Below are 25,079 nucleotides of genomic sequence, written 5' to 3'. Positions count from 1 at the left end.
AGTGGGCGCGGGGGGCGCAGGAACCGCGGTGTACGCGTGTACGCGAGGATTCCAGGCACGATCCGCACTCGTGTGGCGCGGCGCTGCAGTTTGCAGGGCCACGCTCAGCGCAGGTTGGTCTTGACCAGTTCCATCACCTCGTCGCCGCGCCCGCTCATGACCGCGCGCAACAGGTACAGGCCCATGCCCTTGGCCTGCTCCAGCTTGATCGCCGGCGGGATCGCCAGTTCCTGGCTGACCACGCGCACGTCCACCAGCGCCGGCCCGGGATGCGCGAACGCCTCGCGCAGGGCGGGCTCCAGTTGCGCAGATTCGTCCACGCTCAGGCCCAGGATGCCCATGGCGTTGCTCATCGCGGCGAAGTCCGGATTGCTCAGGTCGGTGCCGGTATCCAGATAGCCGGCCGACTTCATTTCCATCGCCACGAAGCCGAGCGAGCCGTTGTTGTAGACCACCACCTTCACCGGCAGGCCGAGCTGGGCCAGGGTGATGAAGTCGCCCATCAGCATGGTGAAGCCGCCATCGCCGGACAGCGAGATCACCTGCCGACGCGGGAACTGGGCCTGGGCGCCCAGCGCCTGCGGCATCGCATTGGCCATCGAGCCGTGATTGAACGAACCGAGCAGGCGACGCTGGCCGTTCATGGTCAGGTAGCGCGCCGCCCACACCGTCGGCGTGCCAACGTCGCAGGTGAAGATGGCATCGGCATCGGCCAGCGCATCGACCATGCGGGTGACGAATTGCGGATGCAGCGGCTCGCCTGGCGCCGAGGCCACCGCCAGATCGTCGAGCCCTTCGCGCGCCTTGCGGTAGTGGGCGAGCGACTTCTCCAGGAACCCGCGGTTCTCGCGCCGCTGCAGCCGCGGCAGCAGCGCGGCGATGGTCTCGCGCACGTCGGCGGCGATGCCCAGTTGCAACGGCGTGCGGCGGCCCAGCGCGGCGGGGTCGTTGTCGACCTGCACGATGGTGGCGTCCTTGGGATAGAACTGCCGATACGGGAAATCGGTGCCGAGCATCAGCAGGGTGTCGCAGTTGAGCATGGCCTGGTAGCCGGAGCTGAAGCCGATCAAGCCGGTCATGCCGACGTCGAACGGGTTGTCCCACTCCACGTATTCCTTGCCGCGCAGTGCATGCACGATCGGCGCACCGAGCGCGTCGGCCAGCGCCACCACCTCGTCGTGCGCGCCGGCACAGCCGCTGCCGCACAGCAAGGTGGTGGCTTTGCTCGCCTGCAGCACATCGGCCAGCTTGGCCACGTCGGCGTCGGCCGGCAGGATGCGTGGCGCGGCCAGCGCCGGCCACGTCGTCGGCGTGCCCTTGGGCATTTCCTGCAGGGCCACGTCGCCGGGGATCACCACCACCGCCACGCCGCGGCGCAGGATCGCCGTGCGCATCGCCCGCTGCAGCACCTCCGGCATCTGCGCCGGATTGGTCACCAGTTCGACGTAGTGGCTGCACTCGCGGAACAGTTCCTGCGGGTGGGTCTCCTGGAAATAGCTCAGGCCGATCTCCGAGGACGGGATGTGCGCGGCGATCGCCAGCACCGGCTGGTGACTGCGGTGGCAGTCGAACAGGCCATTGATCAGGTGCAGGTTGCCGGGGCCGCAACTGCCGGCGCAGACCGCGAGCTTGCCGCTGACCGCGGCTTCCGCGCCGGCGGCGAAGGCAGCCACTTCCTCGTGGCGTACGTGCATCCACTCGATGCTGTCCATCTGCCGCAGCGCGTCGGTCAGGCCGTTAAGGCTGTCGCCGGTGACGCCCCAGATCCGCTCCACGCCCGCGCTGTGCAGGGTTTCGGCGAGCAGGCGGGCCATGGTCTGCTTGGACATACGCGCTTATCTCCGGGTGGGGAGGCGCATGGTCGCACCGTGCGCGTTACCGACACGTGGCGCCGACGGCAAGCGCCTGCGCTTGCCGAACGCGTGTTCAGCGCGCAGTGCGGCTAATCTTCGCCGCGTGCAGCGGCGGGATCGCGCGCCGCGCCGTCCGCCTCATCCTCGTGATAGCCGCCGGGCGTGGCGGCCTTGCCGTGGGCGCCGCCCGCATGTTCGCCGGTGGCGCCATAGGTGCCGGCCTGGCCGAGGTTGGGCTGGCTGCGCCCGCTGCGGTCCTCGCCGTGGTCCTGCGGTGTCCGTGCCTGCGACGGCGGCATCGGCTGCGACGGCACGTCGCGGTCGCGACCGCGCGGCACGCCGCTGTCGGAGGCAACATCATCGCCTTGCGTGCCGCGGTAGGCGGCCTGGCGGACATCGTGCGTGCCGGTGGGAGATGGGGTGCGCTGGGCCATGACGGTCTCCTGCAGAAGCGGTGAGCGCCTCACGCTAGGCCGGCCGTCGTTAGCCAGGGCACAAGGAGCGATGAAGGCCGCGCGAGAGCAGCACCTGGATTGCCGACCGGGGGCACCACGCCGCAGGCACGCGACGTGCACGCGTGCGCCACCTGCGCTGGCCGACGCTGGCGGTTCCTTCCGCACTGGAGCCCTGCGATGTCCGGTCTACTCTGGAAACTTGCGCTGGCCGGCACGGCCTACGCCGCCTTCCGCGCCTATCGCCGTCAGACCCAATCTCCCCTGCCCGACACGGCCGCCTCCATGCCGTCTGCCGAACCCGACGAGGGCCGCGCCACGCCGCCGCACGGCGACACCCTGCAGGCCGCCGAGCGCGCGTCGACCACCGCCGCGACCGACGACCCGGACGGCGCCGTCCCGGCCTGATCCCGGCGACGCGCAGCGGCGTGTCGCGCACACTGCCGACACGCCGCTCCTGCGGGTGGCAGCCGTACGGGCGTCAGTCAGTCCTTGGGGCGATCGTGGGTCTCGCGGCCGTCGCCGTGGCGGGCGTTGCGCGCACGCAGTGCCTCGCCGGCCTTGCGCGCCAATGCCTCGTATTGGCGGCGGATCTCTTCCAGCCGCTTCTCGTCCAGCTCTTCCAGATCCAGCAACTCGTTGTTGGCCTTGGCGCTGACCCGGATGAGTTCGTCGAGCTTGATCTGCATCGCCGCGGTGTCGGCGTTCTGGGTGTGCTGGATCAGGAACACCATCAGGAAGGTGATGATGGTGGTGCCGGTGTTGATGACCAGTTGCCAGGTGTCGTTGAAGCCGAACACCGGCCCGCTGATGCCCCAGATCAGCACGATCGCCACAGCGATGCAGAACGTCCATGGCGTGCCGGCCGCATAGGACGCCTTCTTGGCGACGACATTGAACAGCTTGGCAGGTTTCATCGCAGGCCCTCAGGCAACGGGAGATGCCTGTACGCCGTCGCCGGCATGTGCAGGCGACCAGGATGATCTGCAGCGCGCCGTGAGCGAGACGTGCACATCGCGCCAGCGCCGAGCCAACGCAAAAGGCGGGGTCGCCCCCGCCTTTTTGCTCTCCCTGACGCGGCGCTCAGCCGGCCTGTTGCGTCGCTGCCTGCAGCGCGCGCGCCGGGCGCGGCCGGCTCGGGAAGGCATGGCGCAGGATCCGCCACACCACTTGGCCGAACTGCCGCGGCAGCGAACCGGTGTTGTAGTGCTGGCCGTAGCGCGCACAGATCTCGCGCACCTGCACCGCCAGCGCCGCGTAGCGGTTGGCCGGCACGTCCGGGAAGAAGTGGTGCTCGATCTGGTGGCTGAGGTTGCCCGACAGCACGTTCAGCAGCTTGCCGCCGGCCAGGTTGGACGAACCGCGCAGCTGGCGCAGGTACCAGTGCCCGCGCGACTCGTTCTTGATCGACTCCTTGGGGAAGGTCTCGGCGTCGGCGGTGAAGTGGCCGCAGAAGATGATCACGAAGGTCCAGATGCTGCGCAGCACGTTGGCGGCCAGGTTGCCCAGCAGCACCGGCAGGAAGAACGGGCCGGCCAGGGCCGGGAACAGGATGTAGTCCTTGAAGATCTGCCGGCCCATCTTGCGCCCGACCGGCAGGAACGTCCGCTTCAATTCGCCGCGCTTCATCTTGCCGGCCAGCCAGCGGCCCAGGCGCAGGTCCTGGATCGCCACGCCCCATTCGAACAGCAGCGCGAACACCACCGCGATGAACGGCTGCGCCAGGTAGAACGGGCGCCAGCGCTGCTCGGGGAAGATGCGCAGCAGGCCATAGCCGATGTCGTCGTCCATGCCGCGCACGTTGGTGTAGGTGTGGTGCTTGAAGTTGTGCGTCTTGCGCCAGTTGTCGCCGGTGGCGACGATGTCCCACTCGTAGGTGTTGCCGTTCAGATGCGCATCGCCCATCCAGTCGTACTGGCCGTGCATCACGTTGTGGCCCAGTTCCATGTTTTCCAGGATCTTGGACAGGGTCAGCAGCAGCACGCCGGCGATCCACGCCGGCACCAGCACGCTGTGCACGAAGGCGCCCAGGAACAGCAGCGCGCGGCCGGCCACGCCGGTGTAGCGCACCGCGGCGACGATGCGGCGGATGTAGCGCGCGTCGCGCGCGCCCAGGTCGGCCAGGGTGCGCGTACGCAGCGCGTCCAGTTCGTCGCCGAAGGCCTGCAGTTCGGCCGGGGTGAGTGCGCGGTTGCGGGGAGCGGCCATGGGGAAATCCTTCAGAGGTCCAGGGTCAGGTCGCTGCTGGCGCTGTTGACGCACAGCTTCAGCGAACCGGGTTCGGCGGCGTGGGCGCCGCTGAGCAGATCACGGGTGACGCCGGCCTGCTTGCCGCAGGCGCAGCTGTTGCAGATGCCCATGCGGCAGCCGTGCTTGGGCCGCAGGCCTTCGGCTTCCAGTGCGGTGAGCAGCGACTGGCCGCGCGGCAGCTGCAGCACGCGACCGCTGCGCGCCAGGGTCACCGCCACGGTGCCCTGCTCGACATCGGCCGGTGCCGGCGGCGGGCTGAACGCCTCGGCCTGGAAGCGCGCCACCTGTTGCTGCAGGCGCGTACGTGCGGCCTGCACGAAACCGCCCGGGCCGCAGGCCAGCACCTGCGCCTGCCCCAGGTCGCCCAGGGCCTCCAGCGGCAGCGTGTCCACGCGCGGCGCCGGCGTTTCGCCCTCGCCGGTGATGGCCAGACGCAGGCGGAAGCGCGGATGCGCCGCCGCCAGCGCCTGCAGTTCGTCGCGGAAGCAGACCTGGTCGTGGCGCCGCGCCCAGTACAGCAGGTCGACGTCGGCCGGCATGCCGGCGTCGGCCAGTTGCCGCAGCAACGCGCGCATCGGGGTGATGCCGCTGCCGGCGGCCAGCAGCAGCCAGCGGCCGTGCGGTGCGGTCGGCAGCACCATCTCGCCGTAGGCCTGGCCGAGTTCGAACACCTCGCCGATGCGCGCGGTACCGGCCAGGTACTGACTGACCCGGCCGCCATTGACGGTCTTGACCGTGATCGCCAGGCGCCCGCCCGGCAACGGCGTGGGGCTGTAGCTGCGCAGCAGCCGGCGGCCATCGATCTCCACGCCCAGCTCCACGTGCTGGCCGGCGCGCAGGCCGCGCCAGTGGCGGTTGGGCTGCAGCACCAGGGTCACCGCGTCGCTGCTGGCGGCCTCGCGCTGCACCAGGCGCGCGCGCGGACGCTGCCAGGTCCACAGCGGATGCAGTCGGGTGGACCAGAAATCGAACACGTCCGGCTTGACCCAGGCGCGCAGGGCGCGGGCGGCGGGGCGGAGCTTGGCGGGACGGCGGGCAGCGTTCATGGGTCCACTATACAGGCACAGATACAGATGTCTATACACTTGTGCATTCAGCGGAAGCGGTATCATCCGCCATTGCCTGGCCCGGTCTGCCCATGACGACGATCTCCCCTCCCCCGTCCGCGGACACGCCGAACGCCCGCAAGGGCGCCATCTCGCGCGAAGACCTGCTGGCGGCGGCGCTGAAGCTGATCGGGCCGCACCGCAGCGTGTCCACCCTGAGCCTGCGCGAGGTCACCCGCGAGGCCGGCATCGCCCCCAACAGCTTCTACCGCCAGTTCCGCGACATGGACGAGCTGGCGGTGGCGCTGATCGACCTGGCCGGCAGCTCGCTGCGCACCATCATCGGCCAGGCGCGGCAGCGCGCCGCCGGCACCCGCCGCAGCATCATCCTCAGTTCCGTGGAGACTTTCATGGAACAGTTGCGCGCCGACGACAAGCTGCTGCACGTCCTGTTACGCGAGGGCACGGTCGGCTCGGACGCGTTCAAGCACGCGGTGGACCGCGAACTGAACTATTTCGAGGAAGAACTGCGCGTGGACCTGATCCGCCTGGCCGCGCTGGAAGGCGCGCCGCTGCACGAACCGGCGCTGGTGTCCAAGGCGATCACCCGGCTGGTGTTCGCGATGGGCGCCACTGCGATGGACCTGCCGCCGGAGAAGGACCCGGAACTGATCCGGCAGATCACCGCGATGCTGCGCATGATCATCGTCGGTTCGCGCACGCTCGCCTCTGGCTGAGTTTCGCGCGAGGGCACCCGCCTCACAGACGACCGCTCGTACGGCGATTCGCCCGCGTCGTGACACGACGCCGACATGGCCTTGGCCCCGGCTTTACCCGTGCCTGCCCACCCTCGTTGGACACTCCCCCCAGCGAGGCATGCATATGGCCGTTCCGAACTATCCGTCGCCGCCGTTCAAGGCGCAGCAGCAATCCTTCCCCGGCAAGACCCAGGCCATGGATCCGAAACCGGACCACGGCGAAGACAGCTATGTCGGGCACGGCCTGCTGCAGGGCAAGCGCACCCTGATCACCGGCGGCGACAGCGGCATCGGCGCCGCGGTGGCGATCGCCTATGCGCGCGAAGGCGCCGACGTCGCCATCGCCTATCTGCCCGACGAGCAGGACGATGCCGAGCGCATCGGCAAGCTGGTCGAAGACGCGGGCGTGCGCGTGCTGCTGCATCCGTGCGACATCAGTGACCGCGCGCAGGCCGAGACGTTGATCAAGACCGTGGCCGAGGCCTTCGGCGGCCTCGACGTGCTGGTCAACAATGCGGCCTACCAGCGCTACTTCCACAGCTTCGACGAGATCACCCTCGACGAATGGGAGAAGACCTTCGCCACCAATGTGCACGCGCCGTTCCACCTGGTGCGGCTGGCGCTGCCGCACATGCCCGAGGGCGGATCGATCATCAATACCGCCTCGGTGAACTCGAAGAAGCCCACGCCCAACATCCTGCCGTATTCGGCCACCAAGGGCGCGCTGGCCAACCTGACCATCGGCCTGGCCGGCCTGCTCGCCGAGAAGAAGATCCGCGTCAACGCGGTGCTGCCAGGCCCGATCTGGACCCCGTTCATCCCCACCGGCATGGACGAGGAATCGGTGCGGACCTTCGGCGAACAGACCCCGTTCGGCCGCCCCGGGCAACCGGCGGAATTGGCCTCGGCCTATGTGCTGTTGGCCGCGGATACCTCGAGCTATACCTCGGGCACGCTGCTGACGATCTCCGGTGGGGCGGTGACGCTGTAGGGCGGGGATTCGGGATTGGGGAATCGGGAATGGGAACAGCACCGCTCTGGCGGTGCTGTAGGAGCGGGTTCAGCTGCAACCGGCCTTTCCCTTGATATGTCGCTGTGGCTCTCCACGCGAGCACACGCATTGCACTTTCAGCCACGGGGCGTTCCCGCGAACGCCTGTCGCGGCTGCAGCCGCTCCTACGAGGAGCATGCGGCACCCGCGCGTGGCGCCCTTCGCCGCCGTGCACATTTCCTCACACGCCATCTCGCACGGCATTCACTCTGCGCTGCACCTGCTCTAACGGCGACGGGTCTAGGTTGGTCGCACAGGGGAAAAACACACGGACGCGCGATGCGATGCAGGTGCGTCGCGCACAACATCTGGAGCGATATCCATGACCCGAAGCAACACCGAACGCTTGTTGAAGTGGCTGCAGGACGCCTACGCGATGGAGCAGGAGGCCAACACCATGCTCACTGCCACCGCCGGGCGCCTGGAGCACTACCCGCAGCTGAAGGCGCGCATCGAGCAGCATGTCAACGAAACCCGCGATCAGTCCGAACAGGTCAAGCGCTGCATCGAGATGCTCGACGGCTCGATCCCCACGATCAAGGGCACGGTCGCCAGCGTGATGGCCTCCGTACACGCCGCCGGCAATTCGATGATGAGCGACGAAGTGGCCAAGAGCCTGGGCGTGAGCTATGCCTTCGAGCACATGGAGATCGCCAGCTACCGCTCGCTGGTCATCGCCGCCAAGGAAGCCGGGCAGACCGAGATCGCCGACATCTGTGCCGCCATCCTGGACCAGGAAATCGCCATGGCCGAATGGCTGATCGAGCACCAGGAAGCCACGATCCTGGCCTTCCTGAAGCGCGAGCGCACCGAAGGCGAAACCGCCAAGCACTGAGCGCCGTCGGACACGACACGACGTGCGCGCATTCCCCCGAAGCACCACCATCCATCACCGACCGGAGACTCCCATGGCCGTCAAGACCATCGACGAATTGTTCATCCACGAGCTGTCGGACATCTACAGCGCCGAGAAGCAGCTGACCAAGGCCTTGCCGCGTCTGGCGCGCGCCTCCACCAACCCGGCGCTGCGCGCGGCGTTCGAGGCACACCTGGAGGAAACCCAGGGCCAGATCGAGCGCATCGACCAGATCGTCGAAAAAGGCAACCTGCGCCTGAAGCGGATCAAGTGCGCCGCGATGGAAGGCCTGGTGGAAGAAGGCAAGGAAGTGATCGAGTCGATCGAGGCCGGCCCGGTGCGCGATGCGGCACTGATCGGCGGCGCGCAGAAGGTCGAGCATTACGAGATCGCCTCCTACGGCACCCTCGCCGCCATGGCCAAGCAACTGGGCATGGACGATGCGCTGACCCTGCTGCTGGAAACGCTCAACGAAGAAAAGTCCACCGACGAGAAGCTGACCCTGCTCGCCGAACAGGGCGGCAACGAAGAAGCCGCGCGCAAGCGCAAGGCGGCCTGACCGCCCGGCCGCGGCTCGCCAGAGCGGGCCGCGGCGTCCCAGACGCCTATCCCCCACGCGCGGCCGCCGGCCGCGCCATGACGTCGTCGCGACGTTCGGGCGGCACTCCAGGAGATTTTCCATGTTCATGCACAACAAGCGGCTGATGTACACGGTCCGCGTGGCGCAGCCCGACCCGGCGCTGGCCTCGCTGATGCTGGAACAGTTCGGCGGCCCGCAGGGCGAACTGGCCGCGGCCATGCGCTATTTCACCCAGGCCATCGGCGAAGTCGATCCCGGCCGCAAGGATCTGCTGTACGACATTGCCACCGAGGAACTGAGCCACCTGGAAATCATCGGCTCGATCATCGCCATGCTCAACCAGGGGCCGAAGGCGGTGCTGTCCGAAGGCATGGCCGAAGCCGAGGACATGCGCAACCTTACCCGCAACAACAACACCAGCCAGACCCAGCAGATCCTCTACGGCGGCGGCCCGGCCCTGGTCAATTCCAGCGGCGTGCCGTGGACCGCAGCCTATGTGGACAGCATCGGCGAACCGACGGCCGACCTGCGCTCCAACATCGCCGCCGAAGCACGCGCCAAGATCGTCTACGAGCGGCTGATCAACGTCACCGACGATCCCGGCATCATCGATGCGCTGACCTTTCTGATGACCCGCGAAGTGGCGCATCAGAAGTCCTTCGAGAAAGCGCTGTATTCCATCGAGCCGAACTTCCCGCCGGGCAAGCTGCCGGGCGACCCGGCCTTCACCGATCGCTACTACGACATGTCGCAGGGCGACGGCGACATGCACGGCCCCTGGAACAGCGGCAGCCAGTGGGAGGCCATTGCCGACCGCAATCGCCAGGTGGCAGTGGATGGCGGCAGCGGCATGCCGACCGTGGGCCTGAGCGAGCTGGAACAGAGCGCGCTGCAGGCACTCGCGGCGCGCACGCTGTCGCAACCGGACAGCGACCCGACCACCGGTGCCGACCTGGGTGCCGGCCCCGGCGCCGGCTCGACCAAGGGCAGCGTGGCGCGCTAGCGCGCGATCCCACCGTCACATCCAGGCCGACGACACGCCGCGGTGCAGTTGCATCGCGGCGTGTGCGTGTCTGGCGATGCGCGCCAGAGGCCGCACGGCGCGACCGAATCGGCGAAGACACACAGCGGGTTGTCGCATTGCCCGAGCGCTAAGCGCCGCGCACGCATTCCAAGGTGGGTCTGCCGGCCGCCGTGGGCTCCTGCACTGTCGCGCTGTGCTTACCCCTGCCCCGCCATACGCGCGCTAGCGGCATGCCGGCCCAGAAAGCGTGCGCGCTTCGCAAGGCCGGCCGCGAGCTTGCTGGCTCGGCCATGGATCTCGCACTGCGGTGCAAGGCCAGGCCAGGATCTCGGCGGATCCGGCAGGGCCATCGGCAAACGCCACAACGCAGGGATGGCGGGTCAACGTCGTCCCCGCCAGCACGTGCGCCGCGCTGCACTCGATCAATCGCCGGTCTGCCGATGCGGCGCATGCACCGGCTTGGATTGCGGGGAATCCTTCTGCCGCAGCCAGATGGTCAATACCACCAGCGCAAACACCGCCAGGAACTCGCTTTGCCAGTTCTGCATCGATTCGAACCAGAACTGCGCGCCAGTGACGTGCTCCCAGAAGGACGGCGGCGGCCGCTGTTGCATCGCCTGCTCCGCCACTTCGTGGCGCCAACTGCCTAACGCATGCAGCACGAAGCTGAGCAGGAACAGGGCGCCGAAGGCCAGCGCCAGCGAACGCTCGTACAGCGCCAACCAGATACCGCCTGCGCGTACAGGCCACGGCACCGGACCGGCCGCGACGGTGTCATCCTCCTCCGCCGTCGACAGCGGCCGCGACTCGGCCGATCCCCACTGGCGCAGCTTCACCGTCAGCACCACGTACATGCCCATCTGCAGGAACTCGCTCTCCCAGTTCTCGAACAGCGCGCCAATGAAATGTCCGCTGTGCAGGTACTGCCACATCGGCAATGCCGCCAGCCCCTGCTGGCGCAGCTCCTCGTTGTAGGCCTGGTGACCGCTGAGCGCCTGGCCGGCCATGAACAGCAAGCTCAGCGCCAGCAACACGATCGACAGGCTGTTGCGTTTCCAGAACATGCAGTCGGCTCTCCTCCACGCGCCGCCATGCGGGCGCGCCGTCGCTGCGACCATAGGCAGCGACGAGCAAAGAGCGGATGAAGAAGCTGGGGTGACACCCCTTGGCTGCCAGGCGCTGCCCTCACCTGTCTGGGCGGCTTCAGCCGCGACCGGGCTTTCCCGCGCATTCGGTCGCGGCTGAAGCCGCTGCTACGACAACGTTTCCGCCAGCGGAGGCGACATCGGTCTCTTCGACAGCTTGCGCTGTCCCGAAGCGGTCACCTTCCGAGCGATTGCCAGCCTGCGCGACTGCAGTATGTCATCGCGCGTTCGCCAGCCCCCTGGGCGAGACGCTCCGGCGTGGCGGCAGAGGCCACCACGCCGCCCGGCTCAGAACTCTTCCCACTCCGCGCTGTCCGCCGGCACCCCCTGGATCGGGCGTGGCTTGGCCGCCGGCTGCCGCACGGGGGCCGCCGGCTTGGGCCTGGAGGCGGCAACGGCGGCACGCACCGGCGGCCTGGCCGGCTGCGGCTTCGCCGCTCGGGCCGGTGCCGCGCTGACGGCGGCGCCACCGGCGAGGCGGAACACCGCCACCGCGCGCGCCAGCTCCGCCGCCTGGTCCTCCATGCTTTTGGCCGCCGCGCTGGCCTCTTCCACCAGTGCCGCGTTCTGCTGGGTGCTCTCGTCCAGCTGCATCACCGTCTTGCTGACCTGGTCGATGCCCGCGCTCTGCTCGGCGCTGGCCGCGGAGATCTCGGCCATGATGTCGGTGACCCGCTTCACCGAGGCGACCACCTCGGCCATGGTGGTACCGGCACGGTTGACCAGGGTCGAGCCCTGCTCCACTTCCTGCACCGAGTCGGAGATCAGGGTCTTGATCTCCTTGGCCGCGGCCGCCGAGCGCTGCGCCAGCGAGCGCACTTCCGAGGCCACCACTGCGAAGCCGCGGCCCTGTTCGCCGGCACGCGCCGCTTCCACCGCCGCGTTCAACGCCAGGATGTTGGTCTGGAAGGCAATGCCGTCGATCACGCCGATGATGTCGGCGATGCGCGCCGAGGCGGCGCTGATCGAGGCCATGGTGGTCACCACCTCCTCCACCGCGCGGCCGCCGTTCTCGGCCACCTCACCAGTGCTCAGCACCAACTGGTTGGCCTGGCGCGCGCTGTCGGCGTTCTGCTTGACCGTGGAGGTCAGTTCTTCCATCGAGGCGGCGGTTTCTTCCAGGCTGGCCGCCTGCTGCTCGGTGCGCACCGACAGGTCGCTGTTGCCGCTGGCGATCTCGCTGGCGGCGGTGTTGATCGAGCCGACCGCGCGCTGGATGCCCTGCACGATGCCGGTCAATTGCTCGGCGGTGCGGTTGGCGGCGTCGGCGAGCTTGCCGAACGCACCTTCGTAGCGCACGTCCACGCGCTGCGACAGGTCGCCATCGGCGATCGCGCCCATGATCCGGCCGACGTCGGCCAGGCCGCTGTCGGCCTGGCGCATCAGCCGGTTCAGCGCTTCCACCATTTCCTTGAACGCGAACTCGTAGCGCGCCTCGTCGCCCCGCGCGCTGAAGTCGCCGCGGGCGGCCGCATCGGCCAGGCGCGCGATGTCGCCGTTGACCGCCGACAGGTTGGCCTTGACCACGTCCAGCGCCTCGTGCAGCGCGGCGCGCTGCCCCGGCAGCCGGCGCATGTCGCGGCGCAGATCGCCGCGGCCGTACTCGTCCATGATCGCCATCGCCTCGACGATCGCGTCCAGGTGTTCGAACAGGGCGGTGTTCATGCCATGCGCCAAGGTACCGTAGTCGCCAGGGAAGTCCTCCGGCATGCGGTGGCTGATGTCCTCGCCCTGCTGCAGCCGCACCAGTGTCTGCATCTCGCCGTTGAAGCGCTGCAGCTGGGTCTGCATCTGCTGCATGCTGGCCATCAGCTGCCCGGTCTCGTCGCGCGACTCCACCTTGATCGGATTGTCGAAGCGGCCCGAGGCGATCGCCTCGGCGGTCCGCGTGGCGCCGCGCAACGGCGTGACGATGGCACCGGCGATCAGCCAGCACAGGCCCACCACCAGCGCCACCAGGCCGGCGCCGATCACGGTCAGCACCTTGGTGAACCCCATCGCCTCGGCCTGGATGTCTTCGGCGTATACGCCCATCACCAGCACCCAGTTCCATTGCGGGTACAGCGCGGCGTAGCTGATCTTCGGCAGTTGCACCGACTTGCCGGGCTTGGGCGCGGTGTAATAGCTGAAGCCGTCGCCACTGCGCACCGCGGTCTGGATGTCGCGGTAGACGTACTCGCCGGCATCGCTCTTGTAGCCGCTCATGTCGGTGCCGACCGCGCGCTTGGGATGCATGACGATGCGCATCTGCGGATCGGCGATGAAAAAGTAGTCCACGCCGCCGTTGGTCTTCATGTCGGCGAGCGCGCCCTTGGCCGCCGCCTGCGCCTGCGCCTCGGTCATCTCGCCGCGCTTGGCCAGGTTGGCGTAGTGCTGCATCACGCTCAGGCCCATGTCGACCTGGGTCTTCACGGTCTGCTTGCGCGCGTCGATCAGGTTGAGGTATTGCAGGCGTGCCGCCGCAACCGCCAGCAGCACCACACCGAGCGCGATCAACGTACACAGCACGACGAACTTGCGCGCCATGGGCAGGTTGGCGATATGGCGGCGAAGGAACTGGATGGGATTCATGGTGTCAGGAAAAACCCTAAAAACGGACTCTGGTATCGGCCCGCAGGCAGGCGAACTTGAACCGCCGCGGGTTGAACAAGATGAACGGGCAGCACAGTTCTACGTTGGAGACGCTCCCCGTCAGGCCATCGCCGCATCGAGCGGCGTCGCGGCCGCACGCGGCGCGGCAGCGGGCGGCTCCCACACCAGGCGATGGAAGTCGAAGCCCTGCTGCAGCCGCGGCTTGACCACGTTGAAGTAGGGCGACACGTCGAAATCGCGCGGCAGCGTGAGGCTGTGGTGGCGCGGATACAAAATCTCCGCGTCCTCCGCCGCGTCGGCGCCCACCGGCGCCGCCTGGTCGATCTCCGGCAGGATGGGATAGCGGATCGCGCCGAAGGCCTGGGCCAGCAGCGTCGAGCAGATCGCCCGGGTCGGCTCGCCGCTGCCCAGTTCCAGGAAGCGGCGCTTCACCGACGACGGCAGCGGCGGCGTGCGGACCAGGTAGCGCGCCAGATCGAAGATGTTCTTCAGGTCGTAGCTGTTGCCGACCCGCGAGACCATGTACTCCACCACGGTCTCGATCTCCTGCGCGCTCAACCCGACCGGGCGGCAGATGCGCGTATGCAGGTCGGCGAACTCGCTCAATCCCACCAGGCGCACGCCGACGTTGATGTCGACATCGCAGAACAACGGCGCCTCCTCGCCGGGAACCCCGGCCACGTGGTCGCCGATGTACAGCGCCGCGTGCGACCAGGTGGACTGGCTCAGATACTTGATGGCGGTGGAGAAACGGCTGTTGCCCTCGACCAGCAGCACGTCGCCCTTGCGCAGCGTGCCGCGCAGCAGTTGCGGCGGGCTGGTCGGCAGCTGCGAACCGTGGCGGCGCGGCTTGGACAGAAACTTGGCCAGGTGGCGGCCCAGCAAACGTGGCAAGGACAGCATGCGCGTTCCCCCGAGGGACGGCCGCTTCGGCGAAACGGCTCCGCTATCGTCAATGGCGGCCCTGCCTGGGAATTCTTGAGTCGGCCAGCCTCGCCACAGCCTGGGCGTGCATGTGGATCGCCTCGTCCCGCACAAAATCGCGATGCCGCCGCAGTGCGTTAGGATGCGCGCTTGCCCGGCACCGCGCCAAGACCAGGATCAAGGACGACGATGATCGCAATAGCGCTGACGACGATTGGCATCGGTTTCGTCATCGGAGTGCTTTTCGGCGCACGGCATCTGTTCTGGATCGTGCCGGCCGCACTTGCGTGCCTGTTCGTCTGGGTGCGGCGTGCCGGTGCCGAGACGCACAACCCTGAGCATGCGGGCTGGATATTTGGCCTGACCTTGATCGCATTACCTGTGTTGGGGGTGCTGGCTTCGGTCGGGTGGCTCGCTGGTTACCTGCTGCGCCTGCAGATTCTGCGGCGAATCGAGAGCAGATGAGCAGCAGCATGCGCCGAACCACTGGCACCGCATTCTGGTTGCCATGGCGGACACCGGCACAAGAAGGTCAAGGCCGCCGCAGCACCGACAACTCCATCATCTCGGCCGAGTTCCGATTCAGATAGATCACGTACGTGCGGTTGCCGCCCGCGTGCACCTCGAGGCTGTCGCCAGGCATGAGCCCGGCTTTCTCGACCACCGGGCCGCCACGTGGCGCCGCACGCAGATGCGCCGTCGCAGCGTCCGTACTGGGCGTCAGATTGGACACGGTCAAGGCGCCGTTCCAGATCGCGCGGCTCTCGCCCGGCAGCAGCGTCATGAGCGCCGATGACGCAGCCGCTTCCGACTTGCATGCCGCGGCCTGCGCCTCGGCCAGTTGCCGCTGCAGCGGCTTGACCTCCACGTACTGCACGAAGCCGTAGGTCGCGCCGATCACCACCAGCACCGCCGACACCTCGGCAGCGGTGCGCTTGAACGAGAGTCCTTGCCACCATGTCTGCGCCGGCGGGGGCGGCGCCTGTCGGGTCGTTCGGGCCATGCATCACGGTATCGGTGCCGCCACTGCGGTGTCTGCCAGCACGGCTGACAGCGCCGCATCCGGCCGCGTTCGTCTACCTGGCGCGACAGCAACGACGCCGCGTACCTCGCGACAGGCGCCACCTCGCGGTGCTGGCGTGGCGCGACATGGCGCCGCGCTTACGCAACTCCAGCACGCGGCGCCCTGGCTTTCCGGGATCTTCGAATCAGAGAGCGGCGCCTGGTAGTGCGCACCGCCCACGCGGCATGTTGCGCCGCAACTTGACGCATTGCGCGTCCAGGCAGACTCTGGGCATGAATTTACGAAATAATTTTCGCAATCCGAAATTCACTTGTCAAGCGACATCCCCGGGCGGGTCGAGCAAGCTGACGATTCCCCCGGGCCTCCAGGAACTGCAGATGGTCAAGACGATTTCCCAGCGCGCGGCCAACCCCGCACCCGACGACGGCGACGACGCCGGGGACAAGAAGCTGCGCAGTACCGTGCAGTCGCTGGCCAAGGGCTTTCGCGTGCTCGAGGCGTTCTCGTCCGAACACGAGGAACTGTCGCTGAGCCAGATCGCGGCCCTGGCCAGGCTCGATCCCGGCACCACCTTCCGCATGCTCAACACCCTGGTCGAGCTGGGCTACGTGCATCGCGTGCCGGAGAGCCGCCGGTTCCGCCTGACCCTGAAGGTGCTCGACCTCGGCTTCCATGCCATCGCCCGCCGCGACCTGCGCAGCGTGGTGCGGCCGCTGCTGCGCACGCTGGTCAGCGACGTCAACGAGGCGGCCAGCTTCGCGGTCCTGCAGGGCCCCGACGTGCTCTATATCGAACGCGTCCGCGCCGGCATCACCCGCCTGGGCGTGGACATCCGCATCGGCACCACGGTGCCCAGCACCCGCACCGCGATCGGCCTGGCGATGCTGGCGCACCTGGAACCGGCGGAAGTGGCGCGCGTGACCGGCGTGGACGTGCAGGCCCAGACTCCGGAGATCGCCACGATGCGGCGCACCTTCGACTGCATCCGCCGCGACCGCTACGTGATCCTGGATTCGATGCTGACCGAAGGCCTGCGCGTGCTGGCGGTGCCGGTCCTGGATGCGGACGACTATCCGCTCGGCGCGATCAGCGTCGCCGCGCCGTCGGTGCGCACCAGTCATGCCGAACTGCTCGACACCGCCCTCCAGCCCACGCTGCTGGCCGCCAAGGACATCGCCTTCGCGATCCAGGCCAGCGGGAGTGTTGCCGTGACCGCCCCCAGCACCTGATCCGCCCGGGCCGTCGCCCGGCCCTCCCTGTCCGTCTCGCCTCGTGGACGCTTCGGCGTCCGCGCCGGGGTCCCCTTGTCCTGCGAAAGGCAGCCACGATGCTCATGCCCACCACAGCCGCCTCCACCTCCGCCACCACCAGCGCCCGCGCGCTGTCCATCGCCGAGGCGCAGGCGGAAATCGGCGCACGTCTCGAACGCCTGCCGATCACCCGCAAGGTGTGGTGGGCGCGCAACATCGTCGGCGCCGCCACGTTCTTCGACGGCTACACGGTGATCGCCATCGCCTACGCGATGCCGGTGCTGACCAAGGAATGGCAGCTGTCGCCGGCGCAGATCGGCATGATCCTGTCGGCCGGCTACCTGGGCCAACTGCTGGGCTCGGTGTTCTTCGGCTGGCTGGCCGAACGCATCGGCCGCCTGCACGTGCTGCTGTTCACCATCCTGCTGTTCGTGTCGATGGACGTGGCCTGCCTGTTCGCCGGCAGCGCCGCGGCGATGATCGCGTTCCGCTTCGTCCAGGGCATCGGCACCGGCGGCGAGGTGCCGGTGGCCAGCGCCTACATCAACGAACTGATCGGTTCGAAGAAGCGCGGGCGCTTCTTCCTGCTGTACGAAGTGATGTTCCTGCTGGGCCTGGTCGCCGCCGGCGGCATCGGCTACTTCCTGGTGCCGGCCTACGGCTGGAAGGCGATGTTCATGGTCGGGCTGATCCCGGCGGCGATCATGATTCCGCTGCGTTTCTTCATGTTCGAATCGCCGCGTTGGCTGGCGGCCAAGGGCCGCTACGCCAAGGCCGATGCGATCGTGAGCGAGCTCGAGCGCAGCGCCGAGCGCCGCCACGGCCCCTTGCCGACGCCGGTGTTCGATCGCACCGCTCTGCCCAAGGCGCAGCGCTCGGACTGGCGCGAGCTGTTCGGCAGCGTCTATCGCAAGCGCACCCTGGTGATCTGGAGCCTGTGGTTCTGCTCCTATCTGGTGGCCAACGGCATCATCACCTGGCTGCCGACGCTGTACCGCACCCACTTCGGGCTGTCGCTGCAGCAGAGCATCGCCTATGGCTTCTTTACCTCGCTGGCCGGCGTCGCCGCCGCGGTGGTGTGCGCCCTGTCGATCGACAAGGTCGGGCGCAAGCGCTGGTACGGACTGGCGTTCGTGGCCGGCGGCGTGCCGCTGCTGGCGCTGGCGGCGCTCGGTGGCACCTCGGCGCCGCAGGTGCTGGTGTTCGCGGCGCTGGGCTATGCCGCGGTGCAGACCATCACCTTCTCGCTGTACCTGTACTCGGCCGAACTCTACCCCACCCGCATCCGCGCCATCGGCACCGGACTGGGCAGCGCCTGGCTACGCCTGGGTTCGGCCTGCGGGCCGCTGCTGGTCGGCGCGGTCATCGCCGGACTCGGCATCCGCTACGTGTTCGCGGCCTTCACCGCCGTGCTGCTGGCCGGTGCCGCGGTGACCTGGCGCTTCGCCCTGGAAACCAAGGGCAAGTCGCTGGAGCAACTGTCCCCCTGAGCGCATCGCCGGCACCGCCGCCGGCGCATCGCGCATCGCCTCCGTACCACCCCATCGGACCCCGCGTTCGATTCCATCCCCCGTTGATCCAAAGAAGAGGAAATCCGCATGAGCCACATCAACCTGAAAGGCCTAGTCCCCGCCCCGGTCACCCCGTTCACCCGCGACGGCGCCGTCGACTATCCCGCGATCAAGCGCATCGGCGCCTGGCTCGGCGGCATTGAAGGCGTCAAGGGCCTGACCGTGCTCGGCCACGCCGGCGAAGGCACCTTCCTGGAACGCGACGAACAGGCCAAGGTGATCACCGCGTTCCGCGACGCCGTCGACGGCCGCATCCCGATCATCGCCGGCATCACCCTGGAAGGCACCCGCGTCGCCGCCGACGAGGCCAAGCGCGCGGTCGCCGCCGGCGCGTCCGCGGGCCTCATCTATCCGTCGCACGGCTGGCTGCGCTTCGGCTACCAGAAGGGCGCGCCGCAGGATCGCTACAAGGCCATCCACGAGGCCAGCGGGCTGCCGATGATCCTGTTCCAGTACCCGGACGCGACCAAGGCCACCTACGATCTGGAAACGCTGCTGGAGATCGCCGCGCTGCCGGGCGTGGTGGCGATGAAGAACGGCGTGCGCAACATGAAGCGCTGGGACACCGAAATCCCGGTGTTCCGCAAGGAGCGCCCGCACGTGCCGGTGCTGACCTGCCACGACGAGTATCTGCTGCACACCATGTTCGACGTGGATGGCGCGCTGGTGGGCTATGGCTGCATCGCCCCGGAACCGCTGCTGGAGATGATCGCGGCTGGCAAGGCCAAGGACTACGCCAAGGCGCGCGCACTGCACGATCGCCTGCTGCCGGTGACCAAGAGCGTCTATCACCGCGGCTCGCACATGGAAGGCTCGGTGGCGCTGAAGTGGGCGCTGGTCGCGCGCGGCCTGCTCGACCACGCCACGGTGCGTTCGCCGCTGCTGCCGCTGGCCGTGGGCGCCGACAAGGAGATCGCCGCGGCGATGGCCGCCGCCGGCCTCGGCAAGGTGGCCTGACCCAACAGGTTGCCTCCAGTTCGATGGGCCGCGCAGTTGCGCGGCCCATCCGCTGCGGCGATGGCGTGCGCCTCGGCGCCACGCAACGCGTTCCGGTCTGCCCTCGCGTTTCTTTGCCGGCCCCCCCACAGGTCTGCACACAGGCGTGCCCGTCGCCGACGGACGCGACGCCGTGCTGCGGCTCCACGACCGGAAGGTGTCTTCCCTTCGCGCACTGCCGCGTCGCCGCGCACCCACCGCGCGCGTCCGGTGAGTGCTTCGTCTCGTCCGTGGAGCGTCCCATGTCCCGTTCTCTTTCCTGCGTCTCGTTGCTGGCGGCTGCCGCCGCCCTGCCGGCCACCGCCATTGCCGCCGACACCGCGCAGTGGCTCGACGAGCACGGCATCGCGCCGCGCTTGGTCTGGTCCAACGACTATGCGCGCAACGTCGACGGCGGCCTGTCGCGCGGCGATCGCAATGCCGGCGGCGTGGTCGCCGGCGCGGACGTGGATCTGCAACGCCTGTTCGGCATTGCGGGCGCCACGCTGCACGCCACCGGCGCCTGGTACTACGGCGACAGCCTGTCGCAGCGGCAGATCGGCAACGGCGTCAAGGTGCAGGGCTACTGGTATCCGCAGCAACAGGCGCAACTGGCGCAACTGACGTGGGAACAGACCTTCGCCGATGGGCGCTGGCAACTGGTCGCCGGGCGCATGAACACCACCTGGCAGTTCGCGCGCAGCCGCTACGGCTGCCGCTTCGTCGGCGCCTCGGACTGCCCGTTCCAACTGAGCCAGGCCGATGGCGGCTTCGTCGGCTTTCCCTACGTGAACTGGGGCGCCAAGCTGCGCTACAAGCCCGACGCCACCTACGTGGCGGTGGGCGCGTTCGAACTGAACCCGCAGCGCAAGAACACCCACGGCCTGGACTGGAGCACCGCCGACAGCAACGGCGTGCTGGGCACGCTCGAGGCCGGCTACGAACCCGATCCCTCCCGCGGCCGGGGCGCACCGCGCTACGTGGCCGGCGTCTGGTACAACTCGGCCGACTACAGCGATCTGCGCTACAACCAGGCCGGCGGCCTGCGCGGGTTGGTCGGCGGCCCCGCGCGCCTGTACGACGGCGGACGCTGGGGCGCGTACGCGCTCGGCGAACGCGCGCTGTACCGGCCGCAGGGCATGGCGAGCAAGCGCATGCTGGTCGCCTTCGGCAACATCGCCGCACCGTTCGACAACCACCAAGTCTATGACCTGCAGGTCACCGCCGGCCTGTACTACAGCGGCCCGTTCGCATCGCGGCCAGGCGACGGACTCGGTGTCGTCGCGAACTACTACCGCTTCAGCGCCGACCAGCAGGGTTACATGAACGACCTGCTGCGCAAGCGCGGCGCGGCGCCGGAGATCTCGCGCAACGAGACCCTGTTCGAACTCAACTACAGCTATCGCATCGCGCAGTCGTCGCTGTTCCTGGTGCCGAACGTGCAGTACATCGTCAACCCCGACCTCCTGGGCAATCCCGCCGCGCGCCGCGCGCCGGACAACGCCCTGGTGCTCGGCTTGCGGGTGATGCTCAACATCGGCGGCCTGGGCACGCCGAAGTGAGGCGGCGCGTGCGGCGCACCGGCACTGGCGGCGACGACGTGCGATCGGCGCGCGACCAAGGCATCCGCACAGCGCCTCGCCTGTCGCCGCGCCGGCACCGCCGTGCGCGCGCGCCCCGCGCGAGAACTCCCCCGGGCGCAAATGCCTGCTGAACGACGCCGGCCAAGCTACCGCGCAAGTTCATAAATGTACAGCTGGACATTTTTATCGTCGCCGGCATGACCACGACGACGTCCCACCGCCCTCGCCCGCGCGGCCGCCCGACCAAGGATCAGCCCGACGGCCGCCAGGCCCTGCTGTCGGCCGCGTCCGTCGCCTTTGCCCGGTACGGGTTCGACGGCGCCGACATCCGCACCATCGCGGCCGCCGCCGGAGTCAGCCCGAACCTGGTGCGCGTGCATTTCGGCAGCAAGGTCGCGCTGTGGGACGCCTGCGTGGACCAGTTCGCGCAGGCACTGCAGCCGCGGCTTGCGGCAATGGCGCAGCTGACCGCAGACCACGCGCGCGCGCTGCCGGCGCGGCTGGCGGACGCGATCCTGCTCATGGCGACCTTCTACGAGACCCACCCGGCAGTGCGCGACTTCGTCGCGCGGGTGGTCTCCGAACGTCCCGAACGCGCCGCCGTGGTCACCGAGCAGTTGCTGCGCCCGGCCTATGCCGCCGGCCACGCGTTGATCCTTGCCGGGATCCGCGCCGGCATCGTGAAGGCGACGCATCCGGCGCTGTTCTTCGTACTGCTCAACAGCATGCTCAGCCAGCCGCCGGAGTTCCCGCAACTGCTGGCCCGGCTGGCGCCAGAGATCTCGGCCGACGCCGCGCGGACGCGGCTGGTCGAGACCGTGCTCGCCACCCTGCTGCATCCCCCCCATCCCGGCACCGGTCCCGCATCGATCGCCGCATCGCACTCTCTCGAGGAAGGCGCCCCATGACGCAGGCCATCCCGCAACCGCGTTCGCTGCCGCTGCTCGGCAATTTCCACCATCTCGATGCGGACGCACCGGTACAGAGCCTGATGCGGCTGGCCCAGGTGCATGGCCCGATCTTTCGCCTGCACAGCGGCCCGCTGTCGCTGACCGTGCTGAGCGGACAGGAACTGGTGGACGAGGTCTGCGACGAAACCCGCTTCGCGAAGAAGCTGCACCGTCCGCTGCAGGCCCTGCGCGACCTCGGTGGCGACGGCCTGTTCACCGCCTACAACGACGAACCCAATTGGGCCAAGGCGCACCGGCTGCTGATGCCCGCGTTCGGTCCGATCGGCGTGCGTTCGATGTTCGGACGGATGGAGGACATCGCCGAACAGATGCTGCAGCGCTGGGAGCGGTTCGGCCCGGACGCGGTGATCGACGTGGCCGACAACATGACCCGGCTGACCCTCGACACGATCGCGCTGTGCGCCTTCGACTACCGCTTCAACAGCTTCTACCAGAACGAAATGCACCCCTTCGTCGCGGCGATGGTGGGCGCCTTGGCCGAAGCCGGCACGCGCGCGCGGCGGCCGGATCTCGCCAATCGCCTGTTGGCCCCCGGCCGGCGCCGCTACGAGGCCGACCTGGCGATGATCCGCGGCGTCGCCGAGACCTTGATCGCCGAGCGCAGGGCCGACCCCGCCGCGGCCTCGCGCGAAGACCTGCTCAACCTGATGCTGTACGGCCGCGACCAGGCGACCGGCGATGCGCTGTCGGACGAGAACATCCGCTATCAGTTGGTGACCTTCCTGATCGCCGGCCACGAGACGACCAGCGGCCTGCTGTCGTTCGCGCTGTACCTGCTGCTGCGCCATCCGGCGGCGATGGCGCAGGCGCGGCAGGCGGTGGACGCCGCGCTGGGCACGCAGCCGCCGCAGGTCGAGGACCTGGCCAGATTGCGCTACATCGAACAGATCCTGCAGGAGACCCTGCGGCTATGGCCGACCGCGCCGGCATTCGCGGTCGCGGCGCGCACCGCGACCACCTTGGGCGGCCGCTACGCGGTGACCCCGCAGGACACGTTGCTCGTGCTGATTCCCACCCTGCATCGGGATCCGACGGTGTGGGAGGCGCCGGAGGCGTTCCGCCCGGAGCGCTTCGCACCCGACGCGGCCGAACGGCTCCCGCCCAATGCCTGGAAGCCGTTCGGCAACGGCGCCCGCGCCTGCATCGGGCGCGGGTTCGCGATGCAGGAAGCGCAGCTGGTGCTGACGATGATCCTGCAACGTTTCGACCTGGACCTGGTCGATCCGACTTACCAGCTCAAGGTCGCGGAGACCCTGACCCTGAAGCCGGACGGCCTGCGCATCCGCGCGCGTCGCCGCACGGATGTCGCGGTGCGCGCGCGCAGCGCGCTACCGACGGCGCCGCAGAAACCGCTGGCGCCGACGCCGACGCCGGCCCCTGCCGGCACCGCGTCGGGCACGCCGCTGCTGGTGCTGTATGGCGGCAATTCCGGCTCGTGCGAAGCCTTCGCGCAGCGCATCGGCGGCGATGCGGCCGCGCAAGGGTACGCGCCGGTGGTCGCGCCGCTGGACGAGCATGTCGGGCGCCTGCCGCGCGACGGCGCGGTGGTCGTGGTCACCTCCTCCTACGAAGGCCAGCCGCCGGACAACGCACGCCGCTTCGTGGACTGGATCGGCACCCTGGCCGCCGGCGAACTGGCCGGGGTGCACTATGCCGTGTTCGGGTCCGGCAACCGGCAATGGGCACGCACCTACCAGGCGATTCCGAAACGGGTCGATGCCGCGCTGGAAGCGGCAGGCGCCACGCGTTTCAGGCCGCGCGGCGAAACCGACGCCGGTGGCGATTTCTTCGGCGGCTTCGATGCCTGGTACGCAGGACTGTGGGCGGACCTGGGCCAGGCACTGGGAAAGACGGCGCTGGAGCAGACAGCGCATGCACTGGAGGTGGACATCGTCCCCTCCGCACGGCTCGGCGCATTGCGGCTGACCGAACTCGACCAGGGACGCATCGTCGACAATCGCGAGCTGGTCGACATGTCCGCACCGTTCGCGCGCTCCAAGCGGCATATCGAGATCGCCTTGCCCGACGGCATGCGCTACCGCACCGGCGACTATCTCGCGGTGCTGCCGCGCAACCCCGCAGCGCAGGTCGAGCGCGTGCTGCGCCGCTTCGGCCTGGCCAGCGATACCCAGGTGGTCATCGGCCAACGCCCTGGCAGCGCATCCAGCTTGCCCAGCGGCTATCCGGTCGCGCTGGCGCAGGTGCTCACCGACTACGTGGAACTGGCGCAACCGGCCACGCGCGCGCAGGTCGCGCAGTTGGCGGCCGCCACGCGCTGCCCACCCGAGCGCGAGGCGCTGGAAACCCTGGCCACCGAGCCGGCCTATACCGAGGAGGTGCTTGCCAGGAAAACCAGCCTGCTCGATCTGCTGGAGCGCTTCCCCGCCTGCGACCTGGCACTGGGCGCGTTCCTCGGCGCACTTCCGGCCATGCGCGCGCGCCAGTACTCCATTTCGTCCTCGCCGCTGCGCGACCCGGCGCAGTGTTCGCTGACCGTCGCCGTGCTCGACGCACCGGCGCTGTCGGGCATGGGGCGGCGCCGCGGCGTGGCCTCCACCTACCTGGCCGGCCTGGACCCGGGCGCGCTGGTGTCGGTCGCAGTGCGGCCGTCGCAGGCGAGCTTCCACCCACCGGACGATCCGGCCACGCCGATCATCCTGGTCTGTGCCGGCAGCGGCATCGCGCCATTCCATGGCTTCCTGCAGGAGCGTGCGCTCCAGAAGGCCGGCGGCCGCGACGTCGGCGAGGCCGTGCTGTTCTTCGGCATCGACCATCCCGACGTCGACTACCTGTACAAGGACGAACTGCGCCGCTGGCAGGACATGGGCGTGGTCGATGTGCGCCTGGCCTGCTCGCAAGCGCCGCAGGACGGCGTCGCCTATGTCCAGCACCGTATGTGGCAGGACCGCGCGCGCGTGTCGGCGCTGTTCCAGCAAGGCGCCACCGTGTTCGTCTGCGGCGACGGCGAGCACATGGCGCCGGCGGTGCGCGACACCTTCGTGCGCATCTATCGCGACAGCATGGGCGTCAGCGCCGACGCGGCCAATGCCTGGGCCGATCGGATGGAACGCGAACATGGCCGCTACGTGGCGGACATCTTCTCGTGATGGCGGCGGCCCGACGGCATCGGGGCGCTGCGCGACCTGCGTCGCCGCCCGATGCGCAGCGCCATTA

General features: G+C 68.9%; 21 protein-coding genes and 1 pseudogene. 13 read left to right on the top strand and 9 right to left on the bottom strand.

Going from position 1 to position 25,079, the window contains the following annotated elements; all coding sequences use genetic code 11:
* Positions 1 to 104: 104 nt before the first annotated feature.
* Positions 105 to 1,814: a ubiquinone-dependent pyruvate dehydrogenase gene (poxB, locus tag FHR56_RS12965; protein WP_184502676.1), complete on the bottom strand. Its 1,710-nt coding sequence runs from the start codon at positions 1,812 to 1,814 to the stop codon at positions 105 to 107.
* Between the two features lie 128 nt (positions 1,815 to 1,942).
* A complete protein-coding gene (locus tag FHR56_RS12960) occupies positions 1,943 to 2,287 on the bottom strand; it encodes a hypothetical protein (protein WP_160945510.1) in 345 nt (114 codons plus the stop codon).
* Positions 2,288 to 2,485: 198 nt separating this feature from the next.
* Between FHR56_RS12960 and FHR56_RS12955 the strand changes: the two genes are divergently transcribed.
* Positions 2,486 to 2,713, top strand: a complete 228-nt coding sequence (locus FHR56_RS12955) for a hypothetical protein (RefSeq protein WP_160945511.1) — start codon at positions 2,486 to 2,488, stop codon at positions 2,711 to 2,713.
* Positions 2,714 to 2,790: 77 nt separating this feature from the next.
* Here the strand turns inward: FHR56_RS12955 and FHR56_RS12950 are convergent, their stop codons facing one another.
* The 3 genes from FHR56_RS12950 to FHR56_RS12940 all read right to left on the bottom strand — a co-directional run bounded on the left by FHR56_RS12950 (position 2,791) and on the right by FHR56_RS12940 (position 5,601).
* Positions 2,791 to 3,222, bottom strand: coding sequence for a low affinity iron permease family protein (locus tag FHR56_RS12950; RefSeq protein ID WP_019796955.1), 432 nt, complete (start codon positions 3,220 to 3,222; stop codon positions 2,791 to 2,793).
* A 166-nt stretch (positions 3,223 to 3,388) separates the two neighbouring features.
* On the bottom strand, positions 3,389 to 4,513 hold the full coding sequence (locus FHR56_RS12945) for an acyl-CoA desaturase (protein WP_019796954.1): 1,125 nt from the start codon (positions 4,511 to 4,513) through the stop codon (positions 3,389 to 3,391).
* Between the two features lie 11 nt (positions 4,514 to 4,524).
* A complete protein-coding gene (locus FHR56_RS12940) occupies positions 4,525 to 5,601 on the bottom strand; it encodes a ferredoxin reductase (protein ID WP_160945512.1) in 1,077 nt (358 codons plus the stop codon).
* Between the two features lie 92 nt (positions 5,602 to 5,693).
* On the opposite strand from FHR56_RS12940, the gene fabR reads away from it, so the two are divergent.
* From fabR to FHR56_RS12915, 5 genes are all read left to right on the top strand, one after another.
* The gene (gene fabR / locus FHR56_RS12935) at positions 5,694 to 6,338 is read left to right on the top strand and encodes an HTH-type transcriptional repressor FabR (protein WP_160945513.1); all 645 of its coding nucleotides are present in this window, start codon (positions 5,694 to 5,696) and stop codon (positions 6,336 to 6,338) included.
* Positions 6,339 to 6,483: 145 nt separating this feature from the next.
* Positions 6,484 to 7,350, top strand: coding sequence for an SDR family oxidoreductase (locus FHR56_RS12930; protein WP_160945741.1), 867 nt, complete (start codon positions 6,484 to 6,486; stop codon positions 7,348 to 7,350).
* A gap of 382 nt (positions 7,351 to 7,732) precedes the next feature.
* On the top strand, positions 7,733 to 8,245 hold the full coding sequence (locus FHR56_RS12925; protein ID WP_019795903.1) for a ferritin-like domain-containing protein: 513 nt from the start codon (positions 7,733 to 7,735) through the stop codon (positions 8,243 to 8,245).
* Positions 8,246 to 8,318: 73 nt separating this feature from the next.
* Entirely contained in the window at positions 8,319 to 8,825 is a 507-nt protein-coding gene (locus FHR56_RS12920; protein ID WP_019795902.1) for a DUF892 family protein, read from the top strand.
* 121 nt (positions 8,826 to 8,946) lie between these two features.
* Complete coding sequence (locus tag FHR56_RS12915; RefSeq protein WP_019795901.1) at positions 8,947 to 9,849, top strand: manganese catalase family protein; 903 nt, start codon at positions 8,947 to 8,949, stop codon at positions 9,847 to 9,849.
* A gap of 443 nt (positions 9,850 to 10,292) precedes the next feature.
* Here the strand turns inward: FHR56_RS12915 and FHR56_RS12910 are convergent, their stop codons facing one another.
* The 3 genes and pseudogenes from FHR56_RS12910 to FHR56_RS12900 all read right to left on the bottom strand — a co-directional run bounded on the left by FHR56_RS12910 (position 10,293) and on the right by FHR56_RS12900 (position 14,510).
* Entirely contained in the window at positions 10,293 to 10,934 is a 642-nt protein-coding gene (locus tag FHR56_RS12910) for a DUF6766 family protein (protein WP_160945514.1), read from the bottom strand.
* 555 nt (positions 10,935 to 11,489) lie between these two features.
* A pseudogene (locus tag FHR56_RS12905) lies at positions 11,490 to 13,586 on the bottom strand (methyl-accepting chemotaxis protein); the annotation flags it as partial.
* Positions 13,587 to 13,706: 120 nt separating this feature from the next.
* Entirely contained in the window at positions 13,707 to 14,510 is an 804-nt protein-coding gene (locus tag FHR56_RS12900; protein WP_160945516.1) for a YiiX/YebB-like N1pC/P60 family cysteine hydrolase, read from the bottom strand.
* Positions 14,511 to 14,720: 210 nt separating this feature from the next.
* Between FHR56_RS12900 and FHR56_RS12895 the strand changes: the two genes are divergently transcribed.
* On the top strand, positions 14,721 to 14,996 hold the full coding sequence (locus tag FHR56_RS12895) for a hypothetical protein (protein WP_160945517.1): 276 nt from the start codon (positions 14,721 to 14,723) through the stop codon (positions 14,994 to 14,996).
* Between the two features lie 67 nt (positions 14,997 to 15,063).
* Here the strand turns inward: FHR56_RS12895 and FHR56_RS12890 are convergent, their stop codons facing one another.
* Positions 15,064 to 15,534 (bottom strand): hypothetical protein, encoded by a 471-nt coding sequence (locus FHR56_RS12890; protein WP_160945518.1) that lies wholly within the window; start codon positions 15,532 to 15,534, stop codon positions 15,064 to 15,066.
* 398 nt (positions 15,535 to 15,932) lie between these two features.
* Between FHR56_RS12890 and FHR56_RS12885 the strand changes: the two genes are divergently transcribed.
* The 6 genes from FHR56_RS12885 to FHR56_RS12860 all read left to right on the top strand — a co-directional run bounded on the left by FHR56_RS12885 (position 15,933) and on the right by FHR56_RS12860 (position 25,012).
* A complete protein-coding gene (locus FHR56_RS12885) occupies positions 15,933 to 16,784 on the top strand; it encodes an IclR family transcriptional regulator (RefSeq protein ID WP_160945519.1) in 852 nt (283 codons plus the stop codon).
* Between the two features lie 104 nt (positions 16,785 to 16,888).
* On the top strand, positions 16,889 to 18,295 hold the full coding sequence (locus tag FHR56_RS12880) for an MFS transporter (protein ID WP_184502640.1): 1,407 nt from the start codon (positions 16,889 to 16,891) through the stop codon (positions 18,293 to 18,295).
* A 108-nt stretch (positions 18,296 to 18,403) separates the two neighbouring features.
* Complete coding sequence (locus tag FHR56_RS12875; protein ID WP_160945521.1) at positions 18,404 to 19,333, top strand: dihydrodipicolinate synthase family protein; 930 nt, start codon at positions 18,404 to 18,406, stop codon at positions 19,331 to 19,333.
* A 281-nt stretch (positions 19,334 to 19,614) separates the two neighbouring features.
* Positions 19,615 to 20,913 carry a carbohydrate porin gene (locus FHR56_RS12870; protein WP_160945522.1) on the top strand — a complete coding sequence of 433 codons (1,299 nt, stop codon included), beginning with the start codon at positions 19,615 to 19,617 and terminating at the stop codon, positions 20,911 to 20,913.
* Positions 20,914 to 21,131: 218 nt separating this feature from the next.
* Entirely contained in the window at positions 21,132 to 21,842 is a 711-nt protein-coding gene (locus tag FHR56_RS12865) for a TetR/AcrR family transcriptional regulator (protein ID WP_160945523.1), read from the top strand.
* A complete protein-coding gene (locus FHR56_RS12860; RefSeq protein ID WP_160945524.1) occupies positions 21,839 to 25,012 on the top strand; it encodes a cytochrome P450 in 3,174 nt (1,057 codons plus the stop codon). Before FHR56_RS12865 ends, FHR56_RS12860 begins: the two co-directional genes overlap by 4 nt.
* Positions 25,013 to 25,079: the final 67 nt, after the last annotated feature.

It is taken from the genome of Xanthomonas sp. F10, assembly GCF_014206815.1.
Taxonomy (GTDB): domain Bacteria; phylum Pseudomonadota; class Gammaproteobacteria; order Xanthomonadales; family Xanthomonadaceae; genus Xanthomonas_A; species Xanthomonas_A indica.
The sequence above is the reverse complement of the archived record's forward strand: the minus strand, read 5'-3'. Positions and strand labels throughout refer to the sequence as shown.

Coding starts and splice junctions, on each gene's coding strand:
- poxB (WP_184502676.1), bottom strand. CDS start 1,814: ATGGCCCGCCTGCTCGCCGAAACCCTGCACAGCGCGGGCGTGGAGCGG.
- FHR56_RS12960 (WP_160945510.1), bottom strand. CDS start 2,287: ATGGCCCAGCGCACCCCATCTCCCACCGGCACGCACGATGTCCGCCAG.
- FHR56_RS12955 (WP_160945511.1), top strand. CDS start 2,486: ATGTCCGGTCTACTCTGGAAACTTGCGCTGGCCGGCACGGCCTACGCC.
- FHR56_RS12950 (WP_019796955.1), bottom strand. CDS start 3,222: ATGAAACCTGCCAAGCTGTTCAATGTCGTCGCCAAGAAGGCGTCCTAT.
- FHR56_RS12945 (WP_019796954.1), bottom strand. CDS start 4,513: ATGGCCGCTCCCCGCAACCGCGCACTCACCCCGGCCGAACTGCAGGCC.
- FHR56_RS12940 (WP_160945512.1), bottom strand. CDS start 5,601: ATGAACGCTGCCCGCCGTCCCGCCAAGCTCCGCCCCGCCGCCCGCGCC.
- fabR (WP_160945513.1), top strand. CDS start 5,694: ATGACGACGATCTCCCCTCCCCCGTCCGCGGACACGCCGAACGCCCGC.
- FHR56_RS12930 (WP_160945741.1), top strand. CDS start 6,484: ATGGCCGTTCCGAACTATCCGTCGCCGCCGTTCAAGGCGCAGCAGCAA.
- FHR56_RS12925 (WP_019795903.1), top strand. CDS start 7,733: ATGACCCGAAGCAACACCGAACGCTTGTTGAAGTGGCTGCAGGACGCC.
- FHR56_RS12920 (WP_019795902.1), top strand. CDS start 8,319: ATGGCCGTCAAGACCATCGACGAATTGTTCATCCACGAGCTGTCGGAC.
- FHR56_RS12915 (WP_019795901.1), top strand. CDS start 8,947: ATGTTCATGCACAACAAGCGGCTGATGTACACGGTCCGCGTGGCGCAG.
- FHR56_RS12910 (WP_160945514.1), bottom strand. CDS start 10,934: ATGTTCTGGAAACGCAACAGCCTGTCGATCGTGTTGCTGGCGCTGAGC.
- FHR56_RS12900 (WP_160945516.1), bottom strand. CDS start 14,510: ATGCTGTCCTTGCCACGTTTGCTGGGCCGCCACCTGGCCAAGTTTCTG.
- FHR56_RS12895 (WP_160945517.1), top strand. CDS start 14,721: ATGATCGCAATAGCGCTGACGACGATTGGCATCGGTTTCGTCATCGGA.
- FHR56_RS12890 (WP_160945518.1), bottom strand. CDS start 15,534: ATGGCCCGAACGACCCGACAGGCGCCGCCCCCGCCGGCGCAGACATGG.
- FHR56_RS12885 (WP_160945519.1), top strand. CDS start 15,933: ATGGTCAAGACGATTTCCCAGCGCGCGGCCAACCCCGCACCCGACGAC.
- FHR56_RS12880 (WP_184502640.1), top strand. CDS start 16,889: ATGCCCACCACAGCCGCCTCCACCTCCGCCACCACCAGCGCCCGCGCG.
- FHR56_RS12875 (WP_160945521.1), top strand. CDS start 18,404: ATGAGCCACATCAACCTGAAAGGCCTAGTCCCCGCCCCGGTCACCCCG.
- FHR56_RS12870 (WP_160945522.1), top strand. CDS start 19,615: ATGTCCCGTTCTCTTTCCTGCGTCTCGTTGCTGGCGGCTGCCGCCGCC.
- FHR56_RS12865 (WP_160945523.1), top strand. CDS start 21,132: ATGACCACGACGACGTCCCACCGCCCTCGCCCGCGCGGCCGCCCGACC.
- FHR56_RS12860 (WP_160945524.1), top strand. CDS start 21,839: ATGACGCAGGCCATCCCGCAACCGCGTTCGCTGCCGCTGCTCGGCAAT.